The organism is Streptomyces sp. NRRL F-5123 (assembly GCF_000721495.1).
Classification (GTDB): Bacteria; Actinomycetota; Actinomycetes; order Streptomycetales; family Streptomycetaceae; genus Actinacidiphila.
In genome coordinates, this window is the sequence record NZ_JOHY01000020.1 from 1 (window position 1) to 19,335 (window position 19,335).

5 protein-coding genes are annotated in these 19,335 nt (G+C 77.4%); all 5 read right to left on the bottom strand.

Annotated features, from left to right (window positions below):
• Window positions 1-515 precede the first annotated feature (515 nt).
• Window positions 516-1,514: an acyltransferase domain-containing protein gene (locus tag IH54_RS0118530; protein ID WP_031518170.1), complete on the bottom strand. Its 999-nt coding sequence runs from the start codon at window positions 1,512-1,514 to the stop codon at window positions 516-518.
• A 428-nt stretch (window positions 1,515-1,942) separates the two neighbouring features.
• The gene (locus tag IH54_RS41750) at window positions 1,943-2,881 is read right to left on the bottom strand and encodes an AfsA-related hotdog domain-containing protein (protein WP_031518172.1); all 939 of its coding nucleotides are present in this window, start codon (window positions 2,879-2,881) and stop codon (window positions 1,943-1,945) included.
• A gap of 22 nt (window positions 2,882-2,903) precedes the next feature.
• Window positions 2,904-4,958: a beta-ketoacyl synthase N-terminal-like domain-containing protein gene (locus tag IH54_RS0118540; RefSeq protein WP_052397599.1), complete on the bottom strand. Its 2,055-nt coding sequence runs from the start codon at window positions 4,956-4,958 to the stop codon at window positions 2,904-2,906.
• Window positions 4,955-5,242 carry a hypothetical protein gene (locus IH54_RS0118545; protein WP_031518176.1) on the bottom strand — a complete coding sequence of 96 codons (288 nt, stop codon included), beginning with the start codon at window positions 5,240-5,242 and terminating at the stop codon, window positions 4,955-4,957. Before IH54_RS0118545 ends, IH54_RS0118540 begins: the two co-directional genes overlap by 4 nt.
• Window positions 5,239-19,323 carry a type I polyketide synthase gene (locus tag IH54_RS47940; RefSeq protein ID WP_052397600.1) on the bottom strand — a complete coding sequence of 4,695 codons (14,085 nt, stop codon included), beginning with the start codon at window positions 19,321-19,323 and terminating at the stop codon, window positions 5,239-5,241. The genes IH54_RS0118545 and IH54_RS47940 overlap by 4 nt, the downstream gene beginning before the upstream one ends.
• Between the last annotated feature and the right edge of the window lie 12 nt (window positions 19,324-19,335).

The window sequence follows — 19,335 nt, forward strand, 5'->3', positions numbered from 1 at the left end:
TGCTTCGGTGGGTGGGGTCGGGTGCCACTCCGGGGGTACCTCCTCGGAATGCGCGTTCGCCCTCATCCGAGGTTGGCAAGGGGCTGGGAAGCGCATTCCTGCGGGGGCACCCCCGGATCGTCCCCCTCCCGACGTCTCGTCGGCGGCTGCCTGCCGGTGGGGGTGGGGGTGGGTGGGCGCATCGTCCCCCCTCCAGCGTTGCGTAGGCGGCTGCCTGCCGGTGGGGGTGGGTGGGGTGATCGTCTCCCTCATCCTGCGGTGCGTTGGCGGCGTGCCTGCCGGTGGGTGATGTCCACGGGACCGCGGTTCGCCCCCGACGGCGGGTCGCCCCCACAGGTGGACCGCAACTGTCGCTCCTACTCGCACGGGTGGTGGGGGTGGGAAACACCCCGCGCCGCAGGCGCGGGCACCCCCCGCGGCGGGGCAGCCGACCGCCGGGGGCGCGGGGGAGAGCGGGGCGGATCGTCCCCCCTCCCCCGTCGCGTCGGCGGCCGCCCGCCGGTGGGGGTACGGGTTCAGGCGCTCAGGGACAGTGCCGTCTTCACCGCCTCCTCGAAGACGGGGCCCGCCGGGCGGCGGGGGGTCGGGGGGAGGAGGGACAGGACCGTGTGGGGGCCCGACTGGACGGACGGGTCGAGGCGGAGGGGGGCGGCGCAGCTGCCCCGCGGGCCCACTTCGAGGAAGACGCGCGGGGGTGTCGGGGTCAGCAGGGGGGCGATCGCGGGCCAGAAGAGGACGGGGCGGGCCATCTGAGCGGCCCAGAAGGAAGGGGTCACGGCCTCCGTAGGGGTGACCAGGCGGGTGGTGGAGGTGGAGCGGACGGGGAGGGACGGCGGAGTGAGGGTCACCGTCGCGAGGAGGTCCGCGAAGCGGCGGGCGGCGGGAGCGCACAGCGGGCTGTGGAAGGGCTGGCGGGCCCGGACCGGGACGCATGCCACGACGGACGCGGTCAACGCCTTCTCGGCGACGCGGAGTTCGGCGGTCGCACCGGAAAGCACCGTCTGGTAGGGGCTGTTGACCGCGGCGACCGCGATTCCCTGCGCCGCCAGGTCCGCACCGAGGACCTCGCGGATACGGTCCGGCCCGGCGGCAACCGCGAGCATCCCGCCGGGCGGCGTCGCCGCCATCGCTGCGGTGCGCGCGGCCAGGACACGGCCGCCGTCCGCGATGCCGAAGACCCCGGCGACCGCGGCTGCGGCAAGCTCCCCGACGCTGTGCCCGACGAGCACGCTCGGCCGCAGCCCGCGCGCGAGGACCGCCGTGCCCAGCGCCGCCCCGACAGCGAAGAGCAGCGGCTGCGCGCGGCTGCAGTCGTCGAAGTCGGGCCCGGGCCGCTCGGCGAGCCAGTCGGCGCGCAGCGCCGGGCCGTCCGCGCCGGACGCGGCGAAGAACTCGTCCATGGCCGCGGTGAAGACGGGCTCGGCGCCGTACAGGTCGGCGCCCATGCGCGGCTGCTGCGCGCCCTGGCCGGGGAAGACGAGGGCGACCTCGCGCGGGATGTCGGTGGGTTCCACGGGTTCGCCGCCTCCTTGGCAGGGCCGATCATCAGTACGGGGGGGTGGGGTGGGGCTCCCGGAGCCGGGTGGCTACCGGGATTGCGCTGGGTGGGCTGCCGGGGCTGGGTGGGTGCCGGGGCTGGTGGGCTGGTGGGGCTGGTGGGCTGCCGGTAACGGTGGGTGCCGGAACCGGTGGGTGCCGGAACCGGGTAGGTGCCGGTAACGGTGGGTGCCGGAACCGGGTAGGTGCCGGAACCGGGCGGACGACCGTAGCGGACGCTGTGGCTTCCGGAGCCCGGGGGGCTTACCGGGACCGGATGGGTGCCGGAACCGGTGGGTGCCGCAACCGGTGGGTGCCGCAACCGGGGGCAACCGGCGCGGGCCCCGCCGCCACCGGAACCCCGCGGGCTACCCGGACCCGGGCCGGGGGACGGCAACCCGCCCGTTTACCGCGGCTCGGTGAGTGTGAGTGTGCCGCTCGCTACGCGGACGCCGCCCTGGTCGATGCCCACGGTCGCGGTGATCGCGCCGGGCTCGCCCGTCACGGACACCACGCACTCGGCGGGCACGTCGATCTCGACGAAGATCCCGAAGTCGAGTTCGGCGCCGGTGAGTACGGCCTCGCCGTTGCGCAGGCCGGCTTCCGTGGCGGTGTGGAGGGCTGCTTGGCGCATGCCCTCGATGAGGAGGGAGGCGGGGATGTGGTCGTAGTCGCGGTCGAAGAAGGAGGGGTGGGTGCGGTCGACGAGGAGGGGGAAGCGGCCGGGGCGGTCGGGGACGGCGGGGGCGATGACGACGTTGGACGGGTCGCGGCGGCCGACCGCCTCGGGCTGGAAGGGCTTGGTGTCGGGGGCGGCGGGGGCACCGGCGGTGTCGGCGAAGCGCCGGGTGCGCTGGTAGGCGCGGATCTCGCGGTAGGACTCGCGGGGGAAGAGGACGCTGTCGAAGGAGAGCGTCATGGCGGGTGCACCGGCGACCGCGAAGGTGCCCGCGATGTCGTAGGCGGTGTCGCTCCTGGTGACGCGTACGGTCACGACGCCCTGCAGCGGCGCGGAGCCGTCCGCACGGAAGGCCGTCAACTCCGGTACGCCGAGGGTCAGGTGCTGGACGGCGGAGGGGGTGCCGCGCTGCACGTCGAGGTAGCCGTGCCGGACGACGACGAAGGCCTGCCGGAAGGCCTCGATGATCGCGACGGGGTCGTGCCAGGGCGCGACCTGGTCCGACCACAGCGGGTGGCCGGGCTCGACGCGCACCGCGATCGCGTACTCCTCCGGGCCGACCTGGGTGTGGTCGGTGACGAACACCTCCACGGCGGAGCGGCGGTTGACGGTCGCGGGCGGCACGAAGGTGTCGAAGGTCAGGGCGGCGGCAGGGTCGTGGGGCATCGGAACCTCCAGGGGCGGGACGTCAGCGCTCGTCGAGGAAGCGCGCCAGCGAGCGGATGGTGGGGTGGTCGAAGATGTCCGCCAGGCTGATGCGCGCGTCGGTCAGCGCCTGGAGGCGGCCCCGCAGCTCCACCGCGGAGAGGGAGTTGAGCCCGTGCGCGGTGACGTCGTCGTCGAGGCCGATGGTGCCGTGCTCGCCGAGGACGTCGCCGAGCGCGGCGCGTACCGTCTCGACGCTGTCGACCGCGGGGGCGGGGGGCCCCGCAACGGGCTTTTGCGCCAGAGGGGTTCGGTCGGCCGGTGCGGGCCAGTGGCGCTGCCGGGCGAAGGGGTACGGGGGCAGGGTGATCCGGCGGGCGCCCGTACCGGCGAAGACGGGGGCCCAGTCGACGGTGCCGCCCGCGGCGAAGCGCTCGGCCTGTGCGCGCAGCGCCGTCTCCCCCACGACGGTGCCGGGTTCGGGGGACGCGGCCAACGTCCGCAGGCCCGCGATGAGTTCGGCGGCGTCGGTGCCGAGGACGGCCGCGCGGCAGGCGAACCGGGCGCGGTGCAGGAGGGTGAAGCCGACGTCCACGGGGTCGGCGTCCGCGCCGTCGAGGGCGGCGAGCAGCCGCCGGGCGTGGGCGGCGAGGGCCTGCGGGGTCTTCGCCGAGAGCACCCACGGCACGGCGGGCGGCGGCTTGCGGTCCGGCTCGGTGACGGGCGGGGCCTGTTCGAGGACGACGTGCGCGTTGGTTCCGGAGATGCCGAACGCCGACACGGCCGAACGGCGCGGCCGGCCGGTGACCGGCCAGCCCTGCGCGCCGGTCGCGAGCCGCACCGCGCCGGCCGTCCAGTCGACGTGCGGGCTCGGCGCGTCGACGTGCAAGGTGGCGGGCACGACGCCGTGCCGCATCGCCGCGACCATCTTGATGACGCCCGCGACGCCCGCGGCGGCCTGCGTGTGGCCGAGGTTGGACTTGAGCGAGCCCAGCACGAGCGGCCGGTCGGCGGGCCGCCCCTGCCCGTACGTCGCGAGCACCGCCTGCGCCTCGATCGGGTCGCCGAGGGCGGTGCCGGTGCCGTGCGCCTCGACCACGTCTACGTCGCCGGGTGACAGGCCTGCGTCGGCGAGGGCGGCGCGGATGACGCGTTGCTGGGCGGGGCCGTTGGGGGCGGTCAGGCCGTTGGACGCGCCGTCCTGGTTGACGGCGCTGCCGCGGACGAGGGCGAGGACGTCGTGGCCGTGGCGGCGGGCGTCCGCGAGCCGTTCCAGGACGAGGACGCCGACGCCCTCCGCCCAGGCCGTGCCGTCGGCCGCGGCCGCGAAGGACTTGCAGCGGCCGTCGGGGGCCAGGCCGTGCTGCCGGGCCATGTCGACGAAGCCGCGCGGGGTGGCCATGACCGTGGCGCCGCCCGCGAGGACGAGGTCGGTCTCGCCCACGCGCAGCGACCGGCACGCAAGGTGGACGGCGACGAGCGAGGACGAGCAGGCCGTGTCGAGGGTGAGGGCCGGGCCTTCGAGTCCGAGCGCGTAGGCGACCCGGCCGGACACGAGGCTGCCCGCCGTGCCCGTCAACCGGTAGCCCTCGGTGCCGACTTCGACCAGGTCCTGGCCGTACTCCTGCGCCATGTGGCCGACGAGGACGCCGGTGGAGCTGCCCGCGAGCGTGTGCGGGTCGATCCCGGCGTCCTCCAGCGCCTCCCACGCGACTTCGAGCAGCAGCCGCTGCTGCGGGTCCATCGCGACCGCCTCGCCGCGGCCGATGCCGAAGAAGCCCGCGTCGAAGTCGGCGGCGCCGGGCAGGAATCCGCCCTCGCGGACGTACGTGGTGCCGGGCCGGTCGGGGTCGGGGTGGTAGAGGGCGTCGAGGTCCCAGCCGCGGTCGTCGGGGAAGCCGGAGATCGTGTCGCGGCCGTTCGCGACGACGTCCCACAGCCCGGCCGCGGAATCCGCGCCGCCGGGGAAGCGGCAGCCGATGCCGACGATCGCGACCTGGTCGTCGCCGCTGCCGCGGGCCCGTCCGCGCAGCCACTCGATCTCCTTGAGCGACTCGCGCAGCGCCTTGACGAGCCGGGCCTCGGTGTACTCGCTCATCGCGGGTCTCCCCACCCGGAGTCGTAGGGAAGGTAGGGGTCGAACCACTCGTCGAACCAGTCCTCCGGCCAGTCCAGCGGTTCGAACGTCTCGTCCTGGACAGGAAGTTGCGGGACGAAGGCGGCGCCCATGGAGACCAGGACGTGCCACAGGGCGAAGGCCCAGTCCCGGCGGTAGAGGGCGGGGTCGACGCGCGGGCGGGCGGACGGTTTGCGGGCTGCCCGCCCGGCGGTGCGGGGGTCGCGGGGCGAGGGCTCCGGTTCCGGTGCGCGGCGGCCGGTCATCGCGGACCGCCCTCGCCCAGCGCGTCCGCGATGAGGGCTTCGACGTCCATGGTCTCGATCAACTCCCTACGGCTCGGCTCCGCGTCCGGCTCCCCTTCCGGGGGGACGAGGATTCGGTGGATGTGGTCGGTGAGGGCGGCGGGCGTCGGGTGGTCGAACACCGCGGTCGCGGCGAGCGGAGTGCCGGTCAGCGGCGCGAGGGCGTTGCGGAGCTCCACCGCCTGCAGTGAATCGACGCCCAGGTCACGGAAGTTGCGGGCCAGGTCGAGGGGCCGCCCCTCGGGGTGGCCGAGCACCGCGGCGAGCCTGCGGCCCACCAGTTCGAGCAGCCGCTCCCGCCCGGCGTCGCGGTCGAGGCCCGCGAGGTCGGCGCGGAGCCGGGCGGCGTCGTCGTCCGGGCCCTGCGCCGGGTGGGCGGCGGGCGCGGTGAGGGCGACCGCGGCGACATGGGCGCGCGGCGCGGCCAGGGCGGCGTCGAACATCGCGAGCCCGGCGGCCTCGGAGATCGGGGCGAGGCCGCGGGTGTGCAGCCGTGCGAGGTCGGCGGCACCCAACTGTGCGGCCATCCCGCCGTGTTCGCCCGCCCACAGCCCCCACGCGACCGACACCGCGGGCAGCCCCGCGGCCCGGCGCCGCGTGGCGAGCCCGTCCAGGAAGGCGTTCGCGGCCGCATAGTTGGCCTGGCCCGGCGAGCCGAGCGTGCCCGCGACGGAGGAGAAGAGCACGAAGGAGGTGAGGCCGGGGAGTTCACGGGTGGCCTCGTGCAGATGCCAGGCGGCGTCCGCCTTGGCCGCGAGCACCGCGGACAGCCGCTCCGGGGTGAGCGAACCGAGCACGCCGTCGTCGATCACGCCGGCCGCGTGCACGACGCCGGTGAGGTCGGGCGTGACCAGCGCGGCCACCGCCGCCGGGTCGGCCAGGTCGCAGGCGACGATCTCGGCGTCGGCGCCCAGGCCGGCGAGCCGCGCCCGGAGTTCGCCCGCGCCGGGGGCGTCGGGCCCGCGCCGCCCGGCCAGCACCAGCCGCCGGACGCCGTAGGCCGTGACCAGGTGCCGGGCGAAGAGCGAGCCGAGCCGTCCGGTGCCGCCGGTGACGAGGACGCGGGAGGCGGGGCCGAAGGGGCGTGCCTCGTGCGGGACTTGCGCCGGGTGCGCCGCGAGGGGGGTGAGGCGGGGTGCGTAGGCCGCTCCCGCCCGTACCGCCACCTCCGGCTCGCCGAGGCCCGACACGGCCCGCGGGTCCACCTCCCCGTCGGTGTCGACAAGCACGAACCGCCCCGGCTGCTCCGCCTGCGCGGCCCGCACCATCCCCCACACCGCGGCCCCGGCGGGATCCGCGACCCCGCCGCCGTCCACCGCGACGGCCCCCCGCGTGACGACCACGATCCGCCGCGCCCCGTCGCCCGCGAGCGCGCCGAGCACCCCGCGGGTGAGGGCGTGGAGCGAGGCGACGGCGTCCGCGCCGGGCGGGGACACGGCCCGCAGGACGGCGAGATCGCGCCCGAGGGGGGTGAAGGTGACGGCGTCGGGGGCGTGGGCGGATCCCGCTCGGCGCTCCGGCACGGGGACGAGGGCGGCGCCGAAGCCGGAGAGCGTTGCCGGGGCCGGGGCCACCGCGGGCCGCGCGCCCGCACGGACGCGGCCGGCGGCCGGGCGGACCGCGGGGACCGTCCGGACGAGCGCGGCGCCGAAGCCCGACGCGAGCGCGGGGGCCGGGGCGGGACCGGCGAACAGGCCGGGCACCGAAGGCAGCGGCTCCCAGGCCAGTTCGCGCAGCAGCGGCGCGGCCGGGCCCGGGGGGCGCAGGCGGACGGCGGCCGCCGTCAGGACGGGGTGGCCCGCGACGTCGTACGCGGTGAGGGACAGGGCGTCCGGGCCGGACGGGGTCAGGCGGGCGCGCAGGGCGGTGGCACCGGGGCGGTGGAGGGTCACGCGCTCGAACGCGAAGGGGACGTCCGTGCCGCCGCGGGCCGTGCCGGCGGGCCAGGCGTGCAGGGCCGCGTCCAGCAGCGCCGGGTGCAGACCGTAGCCCGCGGTGCCGGTGCCGGCGTCCGGGGCGATCTCGGCGAGTACGGCGTCGCCGTCCCGCCACAGCGCCCGCACGCCGCGGAAGGCCGGGCCGTAGCCGTACCCCTGCTCGGCGAGCCGCTCGTACGCCCCCTCCGCGTCGATCGCGACAGCACCGGCGGGCGGCCACGAGGCAAGCTGCGGCAGCGCCGTGTCCGGAGCGCCCAGCGCCGCGGTCGCGTGGACGGTCCAGGGCGCGCCCGGCGTCTCCGGGCGGGCGGACAGCACCACCTCGCCGGACGGGCGGGCGACCGCCTGGAGCGTCACCCTGCCCTCCGCCGGAAGCGGCAGCGGGGCCTGGACGAGCAGCTCGCGCAGCGCGGGCGGGGCGCCCACGGCCGCGGCGGCGTGCAGGGCCAGTTCGGCGAACAGGGCGGCGGGGACGAGGACTTCGCCGCCCACCGCGTGGTCGGCGAGCCAGCCGGGCTCGGCGCGGGAGACCGTGCCGGTCAGCACGGCGGTGCCGTCCGCGGGCAGGTCCATGCGGGCGGTCAGCACGGGGTGGCCGGCCGCGGTGAAGCCCGGCCCGGCGGTGGCGGGCGGTTCGGCCCGCAGCCAGTAGCGCTGCCGGTCGAAGGCGTAGGTGGGCAGCTCGGGCAGCGGCCCGGCGGGCGGCTCGCCGAGCACCGCCCGCCAGTCCACCGGCCTTCCGTGCGCGGTGAGTTCGGCGAGCGCGGGAAGCAGCGTGGCGATCTCGGGCAGGTCGCGGCGCAGCAGCGGGATGCCCGTCACGGGGGTCGGGATGCTCTGCGCGGTGAGCGTGGTGAGCGCCCGGCCGGGCCCGATCTCGACGAAGGTGTGCGCGCCGGCCTCCGCGAGGGCGGTGACGCACGGCAGGAACCGTACGGCGCCGCGCGCGTGCCGCATCCAGTAGTCGGCGGACCGCAGGTCGTCCGGCCCGGCGGGCGCGCCCGTGACGTTCGACATGAGCGGGATCGTCGGGGGGTGGTACGTGATGTCCGCCGCGACGGCGGCGTATTCGCCGAGCCGGCCGTCGAGTTCGGCGGAGTGGAAGGCGTGCCGGTTGCGCAGCTTGACCGAGCGCCTGCCGCGTTCCCGCCAGGCGGCGACGACCCGGTCCACCGCCTCCGGGGTGCCCGAAACGACTGTGGCGTTGGGGGCGTTGACCGCCGCGATGGACACGCCGGGCTCCAAGGTGGGCTCGATCTCGTCCGCGCCCGCCTGGATCTGCACCATCGCACCGGGCGGCAGCGCCGCCATCGACCGCCCCCGCGCGGTGATCAGCCGCGCGGCGTCCGGCAGCGTGAGGATGCCGGCGACATGGGCGGCGGCCAGCTCGCCGAAGGAGTGGCCGAGGAGGCGGTCCGGCCGCAGCCCGCAGGACTCGACGAGCCGGAAGAGCGCGACCTCGACGGCGAAGAGCGCGGGCTGGGTGAATTCCGTCTGGTCCTGGAGGATGCCCGCCTCTGGCGTGCCCTTGGCGGCGAACAGCAGCTCGGCGAGAGGCCGTTCGAGGTTCGCGTCGAGGGCGGCGACGACCTCGTCGAGAGCGGCGGCGAAGACCGGGAAGTGGGCGTGCAGGCTCGCGCCCATCCCGGCGTACTGGCTGCCGTGGCCCGGGAAGAGGAAGACGAGGGGGCCGCCGGTGGGGGGCTTCTCGGGCGGTTGGCCCTCGCTGAACGCCGCGAGCCTGTCCAGGAGTTCGCCGCGGTCGGCGCCGGTGAGGACGGCCCGGTGCGGGAGTTGCGCGCGGGTCGCGACGAGTGAGGCGGCGACGGCGGCGGGGTCGAGCCCGTCACGCTCCCGCACGTACCCGAGCAGCCGCGCCGCCTGCCCGCGCAGGGCGCGCTCACTGCGGGCGGACAGCACCCAGGGGATGACGGGCCAGCCTGGGCGTCCGGTACCGGTGGCTTCGGCCGACCCACCGGCGCGGGCCGCGGGGGCGGTCGCGGGCGCGGGGGTAGTCGCGGGCGCGGGGGCGGTCGTGGGCGCAGGAGCGGTCCCGGCCGCAGGAGCAGTCGTGGGCGCAGGAGCACTCCCGGCCGCAGAGGCACTCACGGCCGCGGGAGCACTCCCGGCCGCAGAGGCACTCACGGCCGCAGGAGCGGTCCCAGGCGCAGGGGCAGTCCCGGGCGGTACGGCGGCGGTACGGCCCGCCGGAGTGGCCTCGTCGGCGGCGGGCGCGGAGCCCGCGGGCAGGGTGGCGGCCTCGTCCTCCTGCGCGGGACGGGGCCCGCCCGGTACGGCCGACGCCGCATCGCGCGCGGGCACGCCCGCCTGATGCCCCGGCCCGGATCCCACCGGCGGCGTTCCGCCCGGCCCGGAACTCTCCCCGGGCGAGCCGGGCACGGGTTCGCCCGGCCCCACCGGCGCGGAGGCGGGTTCGCCCGACGCCGCCCTCGCGGAAGCGGATCCGCCGGGCCCGGACGCCGCGAACGCCGAGCCGCCCGACGCAGGCGCCCCAAGCGCGGGCGCGCCCTGCCCGGACTCCGCCTCCGTCCCCGACCCCGCCGGGGGCTGTTCAAGGATCACGTGGGCGTTCGTGCCGGAGATGCCGAAGGCCGAGACGCCGGCGCGGCGGGGGCGGTTCGTCAGCGGCCACGGGGTGCGGGCCGTCGCCAGGGTCACCGCGCCCGTCGACCAGTCGACGGCGGACGTCGGCGGGTCGGCGTGCAGGGTGGGGGGCATCACGCCGTACCGCATCGCCGCGACCATCTTGATGACGCCCGCCATACCCGCCGCGGCCTGCGTGTGGCCGAGGTTGGACTTCACCGAGCCGAGGAGCAGCGGGCGGTGGGCGGGACGGTCCTGGCCGTACGTCGCGAGGAGCGCCTCCGCCTCGATCGGGTCGCCGAGCACCGTGCCGGTGCCGTGCGCCTCGACGGCGTCCACGTCGGCCGCCGCGAGGCCCGCGTCGGCGAGGGCGGCGCGGATGACGCGCTGCTGGGAGGGGCCGTTGGGGGCGGTCAGGCCGTTGGACGCGCCGTCCTGGTTGACCGCGCTGCCACGCAGCACCGCGAGCACACGGTGGCCGAACTCGCGGGCTCGAGAGGCACGTTCGAGCACGAGGACGCCCGCGCCCTCGCTCCAGCCGGTGCCGTCCGCGCCCGCGCCGAAGGACTTGCAGCGGCCGTCCGCGCCGAGGCCGCCCTGCTTGGCGAAGTCCAGGAAGACCCGCGGGGTGGCCATCACGGTCGCGGCCCCGGCGAGCGCGAGGTCGCACTCCCCCGACGCGAGCGACCGCGCCGCGAGGTGCAGCGCGACCAGCGAGGACGAGCACGCCGTGTCGACGGTGACGGCGGGCCCTTCCAGGCCCAGCGCGTACGCGACCCGGCCGGACGCGACGCTGCCCTGGCTGCCGATGAGCCGGTAGCCCTCGACGCCCGCGGCGGCGTCGTCCGCGCCCGAGCCGTACTCCTGGGCCATGATCCCGGCGAAGACGCCGGTGCGGCTGCCCGCGAGGGTGTCCGGCGCGATGCCCGCGCGCTCGACGGCCTCCCAGCTCACCTCCAGCAGCAGCCGCTGCTGCGGGTCCATGGCAGCTGCCTCGTGCGGGTTGATGCCGAAGAAGTCGGCGTCGAAGGCGCCCGCGTCGGCGAGGAAGCCGCCCTGCTCCGCGGGGACTCGCGCAGGGTCCCAGCCGCGGTCGGCGGGGAGGGGGCCGATGACGTCCCGGCCGCCGGCCACGGCCTCCCACAGCTGCTCCGGTGAGTCGATGCCGCCGGGGAAGCGGCAGCTCATGCCGACGACGACGATCGGGTCGGCGTCCGAGGCCGCGCCCGCACCCGTGCCCGCCACGGGGGCGGGCCGCGGGGTCGTCCGCCCGGCGGTGCGGTCGCGCAGGTAGTCCGCCAGCGCGGACGGCGTGGGGTGGTCGAAGACCACACCTGCGGGCAGCGGGATGCCGGTTGCGGCCTTGAGCCGGTTGCGCAGCTCGACGGAGAGCAGCGAATCGAAGCCGAGGTCGCGGAAGTTGCGGTCGGGGTCGACCTGCCCGGCCCCGCCGTCCCGCCCGAGCAGCCGGGCGGCCTCGGTGCGGGTGAGGGTGAGCAGGTCGGTGGGGGTGGGGGTGGCGGTCGGCACGGCCTGGGACTTGCGGCGGGCGGGCGCGATGTCCCGCAGGACGGTGGGGAGTTCGCCGCTGTCGGCGGACGCCTGCAGCGTGGTGCGGTCCGCGACGAGCGCGGCGACGTACGGGCGCTGCTGCGCGAGTGCCGCGTCGAAGAGCGACAGGCCCGCCTCGACGGGGAGTTCGGCGAGCCCGCGGCGCCGCAGCCGGGCGATGTCCGCGTCCCGCAGCTGCCCCGTCATCCCGGCGGCGCGGTCCCACGGCCCCCACCCGATCGCGAGCGTCCGCAGCCCGCGACTGTCACGGAGGGCGGCAAGGGCGTCCAGGAAGGCGTTGGCGGCCGAGTAGTTGGCCTGGCCGGGCCCGCCGGTGACGCCGAGCACGGAGGAGAACAGGACGAGGGCCGCGCCGGTCCGCGCGGTGGCCTCGTGCAGATGCCAGGCGGCGTCCACCTTGGGCCCCAGCACGGCGTCGAGCCGCTCGGGCGTCATGGCGTCCAGCACCCCGTCGTCCAGCACACCCGCGGTGTGCACGACCGCCGCCACGTCGGGCGTCACCACCGCGCGGACCGCCGCGCCGTCCGTGACGTCGCATGCCACGACCCGTACGTCCGCGCCCAACTCCGCCAGCTCGGTGACGAGTTCCCGCGCACCGGGCGCGTCCGCCCCACGCCGGGAGGCGAGCACGAGCCGCCGCACACCGTGCCGCACGACGAGATGCCGCGCGAGCGCGGACCCGAGCCCACCCGTCCCACCGGTGAGGAGGACGGCTCCGCCGGGAGAGGCGGCAGGGTCGCCGGTCACGGCCGCCCGGAGGGCGTTCGGTCGAGGCTCGGCCGCCTCGTACGCGGCGGCGGGCGCGCCGATGCCCGCAGCGGACTCTGCCGCGCTGCCGGCCGACAGCGCCGGTTCGCCCGCGCCGGGCACACCGGAGGCCGCCGACGACCCCCGTTCGCCGGTGGGCGCCTGCGCGGGCCCGGTCCCGCCGAGCCAGGCCGCAAGGCCCTCCGCGGGCGGGGCGTCCGGGAGCGGCGTCAGCCTCGGCACGCGGATCACGCCCGCGCGGATCGCCACCTCGGGCTCGCCCGTCGCCAGCACCGAGGCGATGTCGATGTCTGCGCCCTCGTCGGCGTCGGCCAGGACGATGCGGCCCGGCGATTCCGCCTGGGCGGCGCGAACCAGTCCGCGGACCGCGGCGGACGCGGGGTCCGGGGGTCCGGCGGCGCTGCGGGTCGTGACGAGGAGGGTGCTGGAGGAGGTGCGTTCGTCGGCGAGCCAGTCCTGGAGGGCGGCGAGGACGCGGTGCGTCGCGGCATGCGTGACGTGGAGCACGTCGGCGCCGGGGCCGGACGGGGCCGGGTCGGCGCCGGGAACGTACCGGGGCGCACCGGCATCAACACCAGGGGCGTACGGGCCCGCACCGGCACCGGGTACGTGCGGCAGCGAACCGGCGTCACCGCCAGGCGTGCGGGGAGCCCGGTCGGCGTCGGCAGCAGGAACGTACGAGGCAGCACCGGCGCCAGGAACGTCCCGGGGCGACCCGGCGTCGACGCCGGGGACGTACGGGCCCGAGCCCGCACCGGCACCCGCACCGGCACCGACACCCGCACCCGCACCCGCACCCGCGTCGAGGATCACGGCGTCCGGGAGCGGGGCCGTACGGTCCAGGTCCTCCCATGCGGCGACCGACACCGGGACGGCGCGCGGCCGGTCGAGTACGCGCCAGGTCAGCTCCAGCAGGCGGTGCGCGGCGTGGCGTCCGGCGCGCGTCACGGCGGCCTGCTGCTCGGGCGAGAGGCGGCGCAGTACGAGGGAGTCGGCGGTGAGGACGGGCCGCCCCGCGGGGTCGTACGCGGCGAGCGCGACCTCGTCCGGCCCGCCGCCCGGTGTGACGGCGACCCGCAGCGCGCTCGCGCCCGTCGCGTGCAGCCGCACCCCGCCCCAGGAGAAGGGCAGCGCGAGCCCTTCACCGGCGACGGTGAGCAGCACGGCGTGCAGGGCCGCGTCCAGGAGCGCGGGGTGCAGGCCGAAGCCGCCGTCCTCGGCGCCTTCGGGGAGCGCGACCTCGGCGAGGACCTGCTCGCCGAGCCGCCACACCCCGCGCAGGCCGCGGAAGACGGGCCCGTAGCCGTAGCCGCGGGCGGCGAGCCGTTCGTACGCGTCCGCGAGGTCGACCGGCTCCGCCGCGGCGGGGGGCCAGGCGGCGGGAGCGCCGGTCAGGGCCTCCCCTGCCGCACCGCCGGGCGCACCGGCGGCAAGCCCCTCCCCGGCCCCCTCTTCCGCGAGTTCGCCGCGCGCGTGCGTCATCCAGTCGCCTGCGGCGCCGTCCGGCCGGGAGTGCACGGTCACCGTGCCGTCCTCGGCCGTGACGCGGACGGCGACGGATCCCTCCGCCGGGAGGACGAGCGGGGCCTGCACCACCAGGTCGGCGAGGCCCGGGCGGGACGTCTCCGCGGCGGCGCGCAGCGCCAGGTCGAGGAAGGCGGTCGCCGGGAGGAGGGGCGCACCGGACACCGCGTGGTCGGCGAGCCAGGGGTGGGTGGACAGGGAGACGCGGCCGGTCAGCAGCACCGCGCCGGAGGTGGGGACTTCGGCGACGGCCGCCACCAGCGGGTGGTCCGCTGCGGTCAGTCCGAGCCCGGCGGCGTCGAGGGAGGGGCGCGGCGCCGGCCAGTACCGCTTGCGGGCGAACGCGTAGACCGGCAGCGGGACTTGCCGGGCGGCGGACCCGAACGCCGGCTCCCACGTCACCGCGCCGCCGCGCACGTACCGCTCGGCGGCGGAGGCCAGGAAGCGCGCGGTGCCGCCCTCGCCGCGGCGCAGCGACCCGGTCACCGTGACCACGCGGGAGGCCTGTTCGGCGGTCTGCTCGATGTGCATCGCCAGCGACGGGTGCGGCGAGCACTCGACGAAGTGCGTGAAGCCGTCGGCGAGCAGCGCCTCGACGGCGGACCGGAAGGCCACCGGCTCGCGGCAGTTGCGGTACCAGTACCCGGCCGTCAGCTCCTCGCCCGCCGCGACCGCGCCCGTCACGGACGAATACAGCGGCACGGCGCCGGCGTTGGGTCGCACGAAGTCCAGCAGCTCGGCGAAGCGCGGCTCCAGCGGGTCGACGAGCGGCGAGTGCGAGGCGATCGACGCGACCGTCCGCGCGGGCACGCCCGCCGCCCGCAGCTCCGCGACGAACGCCGCGAGTGCCTCCTCGGGCCCGGCGACGGTCGTGCCGTTCGGCCCGTTGACGCCCGCGATCGTGAGGCCGGGCCCGAGCCGCCGCGCGACCTCCGCCGCCGGGGCGCCGACCGAGGCGATCGCCCCGGTGAGCCCCTCCGCGAGCAGCCTCGACCGCGTCACGACGAGCCGCCCGGCGTCCTCCAGCGACAGCGCCCCGGCGACGTACGCGGCGGCGATCTCCCCCTGCGAGGACCCGACGACGGCGTCCGGCCGCACCCCGAGCGAGCGCCACAGCTCGGCCAGCGACACCATCACCGCGAACAGCGCGGGCGGTACGACATCGGCCCGCTCCAGCCATGCGGCGTCCGCGGCGTCCCGCACGGTGTCCAGCAGCGACCAGTCCACGAGCGGGTCGATCACCCGCGCGCACCGCGCCATGTGCGCGGCGAACACGGGCGAGGAGTCGAGGAGTTCGGCCGCCATCCCGGCCCACTGCCCGCCCTGCCCGGGAAAGACGAACGCCGTCCTGCCCGGCTCCTCGTCCGCCTCCCCGTAGGTGACGTTCCCGGCCGGGAGCCCCGCGGCCACCGCGGAGAGCCCCGCGGCCAGCTCGGCGGGGCCGCCGCCGACGACGACCGCGCGGTGCGCGAAGCGGGAGCGGGTGGTGACGAGGGAGCGGCCGATGTCGGAGGGGCCGCCGGCCTCCCCGTCCGACACGTGCGCCAGCAGCCGCGCCGCCTGGCCCCGCAGTGCCTCCGGGGACTTCGCCGACAGGACCCACGGGAGGGCGGGCCAGGGCGGCTCGGCCCCTTCGCCCGACGCCACCACCGGTGTCGCCGGGGGCTGTTCGAGGATGACGTGGGCGTTCGTGCCGGAGATGCCGAAGGAGGAGACCGCCGAGCGGCGCGGGCGGCCGGCGGTCGGCCAGGGCTCGGTGCGGGTGGCGAGGCGGACCGCGCCGGAGGACCAGTCGACGTGCGGGGTGGGGGCGTCGACGTGGAGGGTGGGCGGCACCACGCCGTACCGCATCGCCGCGACCATCTTGATGACGCCCGCCAGGCCCGCGGCGGCCTGCGCGTGGCCGATGTTGGACTTCAGGGAGCCGAGCAGCAGCGCCTTGCCGCGTGGGCGGTCCTGGCCGTACGTCGCGAGCAGGGCGTGCGCCTCGATCGGGTCGCCGAGGGCCGTGCCCGTGCCGTGGGCCTCGACGACGTCGACGTCCGCCGGGGCGAGCGACGCGTCTGCCAGGGCGGCGCGGATGACGCGCTGCTGGGAGGGGCCGTTGGGGGCGGTCAGGCCGTTGGAGGCGCCGTCCTGGTTCATGGCGGTGCCGCGCACCAGGGCCAGCACCTCGTGGCCGTTGCGGCGGGCGTCGGCCAGGCGTTCCAGGACGACGACGCCGACGCCCTCCGCCCAGGCGGTGCCGTCCGCGTCCGCCGCGAAGGACTTGCAGCGGGCGTCCGGCGACAGCCCGCGCTGGCGGGCGAATTCGAGGAAGACCCGCGGGGTGGACATCACGGTCGCGCCGCCCGCGAGGACGAGGTCGGTCTCGCCCGCGCGCAGCGACCGGCACGCCAGGTGCAGGGCGACGAGCGAGGACGAGCACGCGGTGTCGAGGGTCACCGCGGGCCCTTCGAGGCCGAGCGCGTACGCGAGCCGGCCGGACGCGACCGCCGACAGGCCGCCCGTGATGCGGTAGCCCTCGACGGAGTCGGCGGAGTCCCAGCCGTACATCCCGACGAAGGCGCCCGTACGGCTCCCGGCGAGCGTGTGCGGGTCGACCCCGGCGTTCTCCAGGGCCTCCCACGTCACTTCGAGCAGCAGCCGCTGCTGCGGGTCCATCGCGAGGGCCTCGCTCGGGCTGATCCCGAAGAAGCCCGCGTCGAAGCCGGCGACGTCGTCGAGGAAGCCGCCCTCGCGGACGTACGTGGTCCCGGCGCGGTCGGGGTCGGGGTCGTACAGCCGCGCCAGGTCCCACCCGCGGTCGGCGGGGAAGCCCGAGATGACGTCCCTCCCGCCCGCCGCGACCTCCCACAGATCGGCGGCGGAGGCGATCCCGCCGGGGTAGCGGCAGCCGATCCCGACGATGGCGACGGCGTCGTCCGCGGCGCCCCCGCGCACGGCCTCCGCCGTCCAACCACCCGCCGCCGCACGGTCGTCGGCCCGGCCGCCCCCGGCGGAGGAGCCGCCGCGCGCGGCATCCGCCGTCCAACCGCTCACCGCCGTACGGTCGTCGGACCGCCCGCCCCCGGCGGAGGAGCCCCCGCGCACCGCCTCCGGCGTCCAACCACCCACCGCCGCAAGGTCGTCGGCCCCCCCGCCCCCGGCGGAGGAGCCCCCGCGCACGAGGGCGACGGCGTCGTCCGCGGCACCCCCGCGCAGGGCCTCCGGCGACCAACCACCCGCCGCTGTAAGTTCGTTGTCCCGTTCGCCCGCGGCGGAGGAACCCCCGCGCGCGGCATCCGCCGTCCAACCGCCCACCGCCGCACGGTCGTCCGACCGCCCGCCCTCGGCGGGGGAGCCGTCGTCGCGCGGATCTCCCCCGGCGGCGGGGCCGGACCGGCCGGCCGCGGGCGCGGGGCCGGCGGCCGCGCGGGCCGCGGCCTCCTCGGTGGCCGCGGTCTCCGCCAGCCGTGCCGCGAGTGCGGCGGGCGTCGGGAAGTCGAATGCCTCGGTCGCGTCGACCTGCCGCCCGAGCACCTCGGTGAGCCGCTCGGCGAGTTCGACGATCGCGAGCGAGCCGAAGCCGAGGTCCTTGAAACTCCGCCCGCGCGGCACCGCGTCGGCGTCCGCGTGCCCCAACTGCGCCGCGATCTCGGCCCGTACGGTGGCGAGCAGCGATTCGCCGGACACCTCCCGCGCGGGGAGCGCGGAAGGCGCGGAAGGCGCCGCGTCGCCGGGTGGAGCGGACGGCTGCGGGGCGTCCGGCCCCGGCCGGTGACCGTCACCGGACCGCCGGTCGGCGCCGCCCGCCGGGCTTGCGGCCGCGCCTGCCCCGGCACCGCCGCTCGCGCCGTCGTCCGGGGATGTCGCGTCCCGTGTCGCGGCCTCCGGCGCCGGGGAGCCGTCCCCTGCCACGTCCGCGACCGCACCCGGCGCCCCGCCACCGCCGGTGCCCGGTGTCCGCTCGCCGCCGGACGGAACCCCGTACGCCCGGCGCTCGAACGCGTACGTCGGCAGCTCCACCGCCCGCGCGCCCGTGCCCGCGAAGACCGCCGTCCAGTCGGTGTCCGCGCCCGACACGAAGTCGGCCGCGGGTGACGACGGCCCCCGCCCGTACACCCCGGACGGGTCCTCCGCTGCCGCCAACTCCTCCAGCCCCGCGCGCAGTTCGGTGGCGTCGCCGCCGAGCACCACCGCGCGGACGGGGAAGGCCGTGCGGGTCGCCGCGAGGGAGTAGCCGGTGTCCAGCGGGTCGTCCTCGAGGGACGAGGCGAGCAGGCGGCCGGCCTGGGCGCGCAGGGCGGCCGGCGACTTCGCCGAGAGCACCCACGGGATCACGTCGGGGCCCGGCCGAGCGGGAGCCGGGGCGGGCACGGGCGGGGCCTCCGCCAGGATGACGTGGCAGTTCGTGCCGCCGAGGCCGAAGGAGCTGACGCCGGCGAGGGCGGGGCCGTCCGGCCAGGGGCGGGGGGCGGCGTTGACGCGGAGGTTCAGGGCCGCGAGGTCGATCGCCGGGTTCGGCTCGGCGAAGTGCAGGCTCGCGGGCAGCTCGCGGTGCTGGAGGCTCAGGACGGTCTTGAGCAGGCCCGCGATGCCGGCCGCGGTGTCGAGGTGGCCGATGTTGGTCTTGACCGAGCCGACGAGCAGCGGCGCGGTACGGGTCGGCGCGGTGCCGAGCGCGCCGCCGAGCGCGGTGGCCTCGACGGGGTCGCCCACCGCCGTTCCCGTGCCGTGGAGTTCGACGTACTGGACGGCGCCGGGGTCGATCCCGGCCTGCCGGTAGGCGCGGGAGAGCAGCTCCTGCTGGGCGGCGGCGCTGGGGGCCGTGAGGCCGTTCGTGCGGCCGTCGTTGTTGACGGCGCTGCCCGCGATGACCGCGGCGATGCGGTCGCCGTCCGCGAGCGCGTCCGCCAGCCGCTTGAGGACGACGAGGCCGCCGCCCTCGCCGCGGACGAAGCCGTTGGCACGCCGGTCGAAGACGTGGCAGCGCGCGTCGGGCGACAGCACCCCCATCTCGGCGAGGCCCACGTGCTCGTCGGGCGCGAGCATGAGCGCGGCGCCGCCCGCCACCGCGAGGTCGCACTCGCCGCTGCGCAGCGACTGCACCGCCAGGTGCACGGCGACGAGCGACGAGGACTGCCCGGTGTCGACGGTGAGGCTCGGCCCGTGCAGGCCGAGCGCGTACGACAGCCGGTTGGCGATCATGCTGCGCTGGCGGCCGGTGAAGGTGTAGTGGTCGGGCGCGGCGGGAGGCGCGGCTTCGGCAGGCGCGGACACGAACACCCCGGTGTGGGTGCCCGCCAGCCGGTCCGCGGTGAGCCCGGCCCGCTCCAGCGCCTCCCAGCCCAGCTCCAGGACGAGCCGCTGGTGCGGGTCCATGGCGGCGGCCTCCCGCGGGAAGATCCCGAAGAAGCCCGCGTCGAAGGCGTGGATCGCGGGGATCGCCGTGATCCCCGCGGCATCCGCGCCGCCCGAGGCCCCCGCCTCCCCCGGGACGTCGTCGAGGAACGCACCGCGCCGGGTGGCCGTACGTCCCGGTGGCGGGTCGGTGACCGCGTCGCCGCCCGAGCGCAGCAGCCGCCACAGCCCGGACGGCCCGTCCGCCCGGGGCAGCCGCGCGGCCAGTCCGATGATCGCGAACCCGTCAGTCATGATGCATCTCCT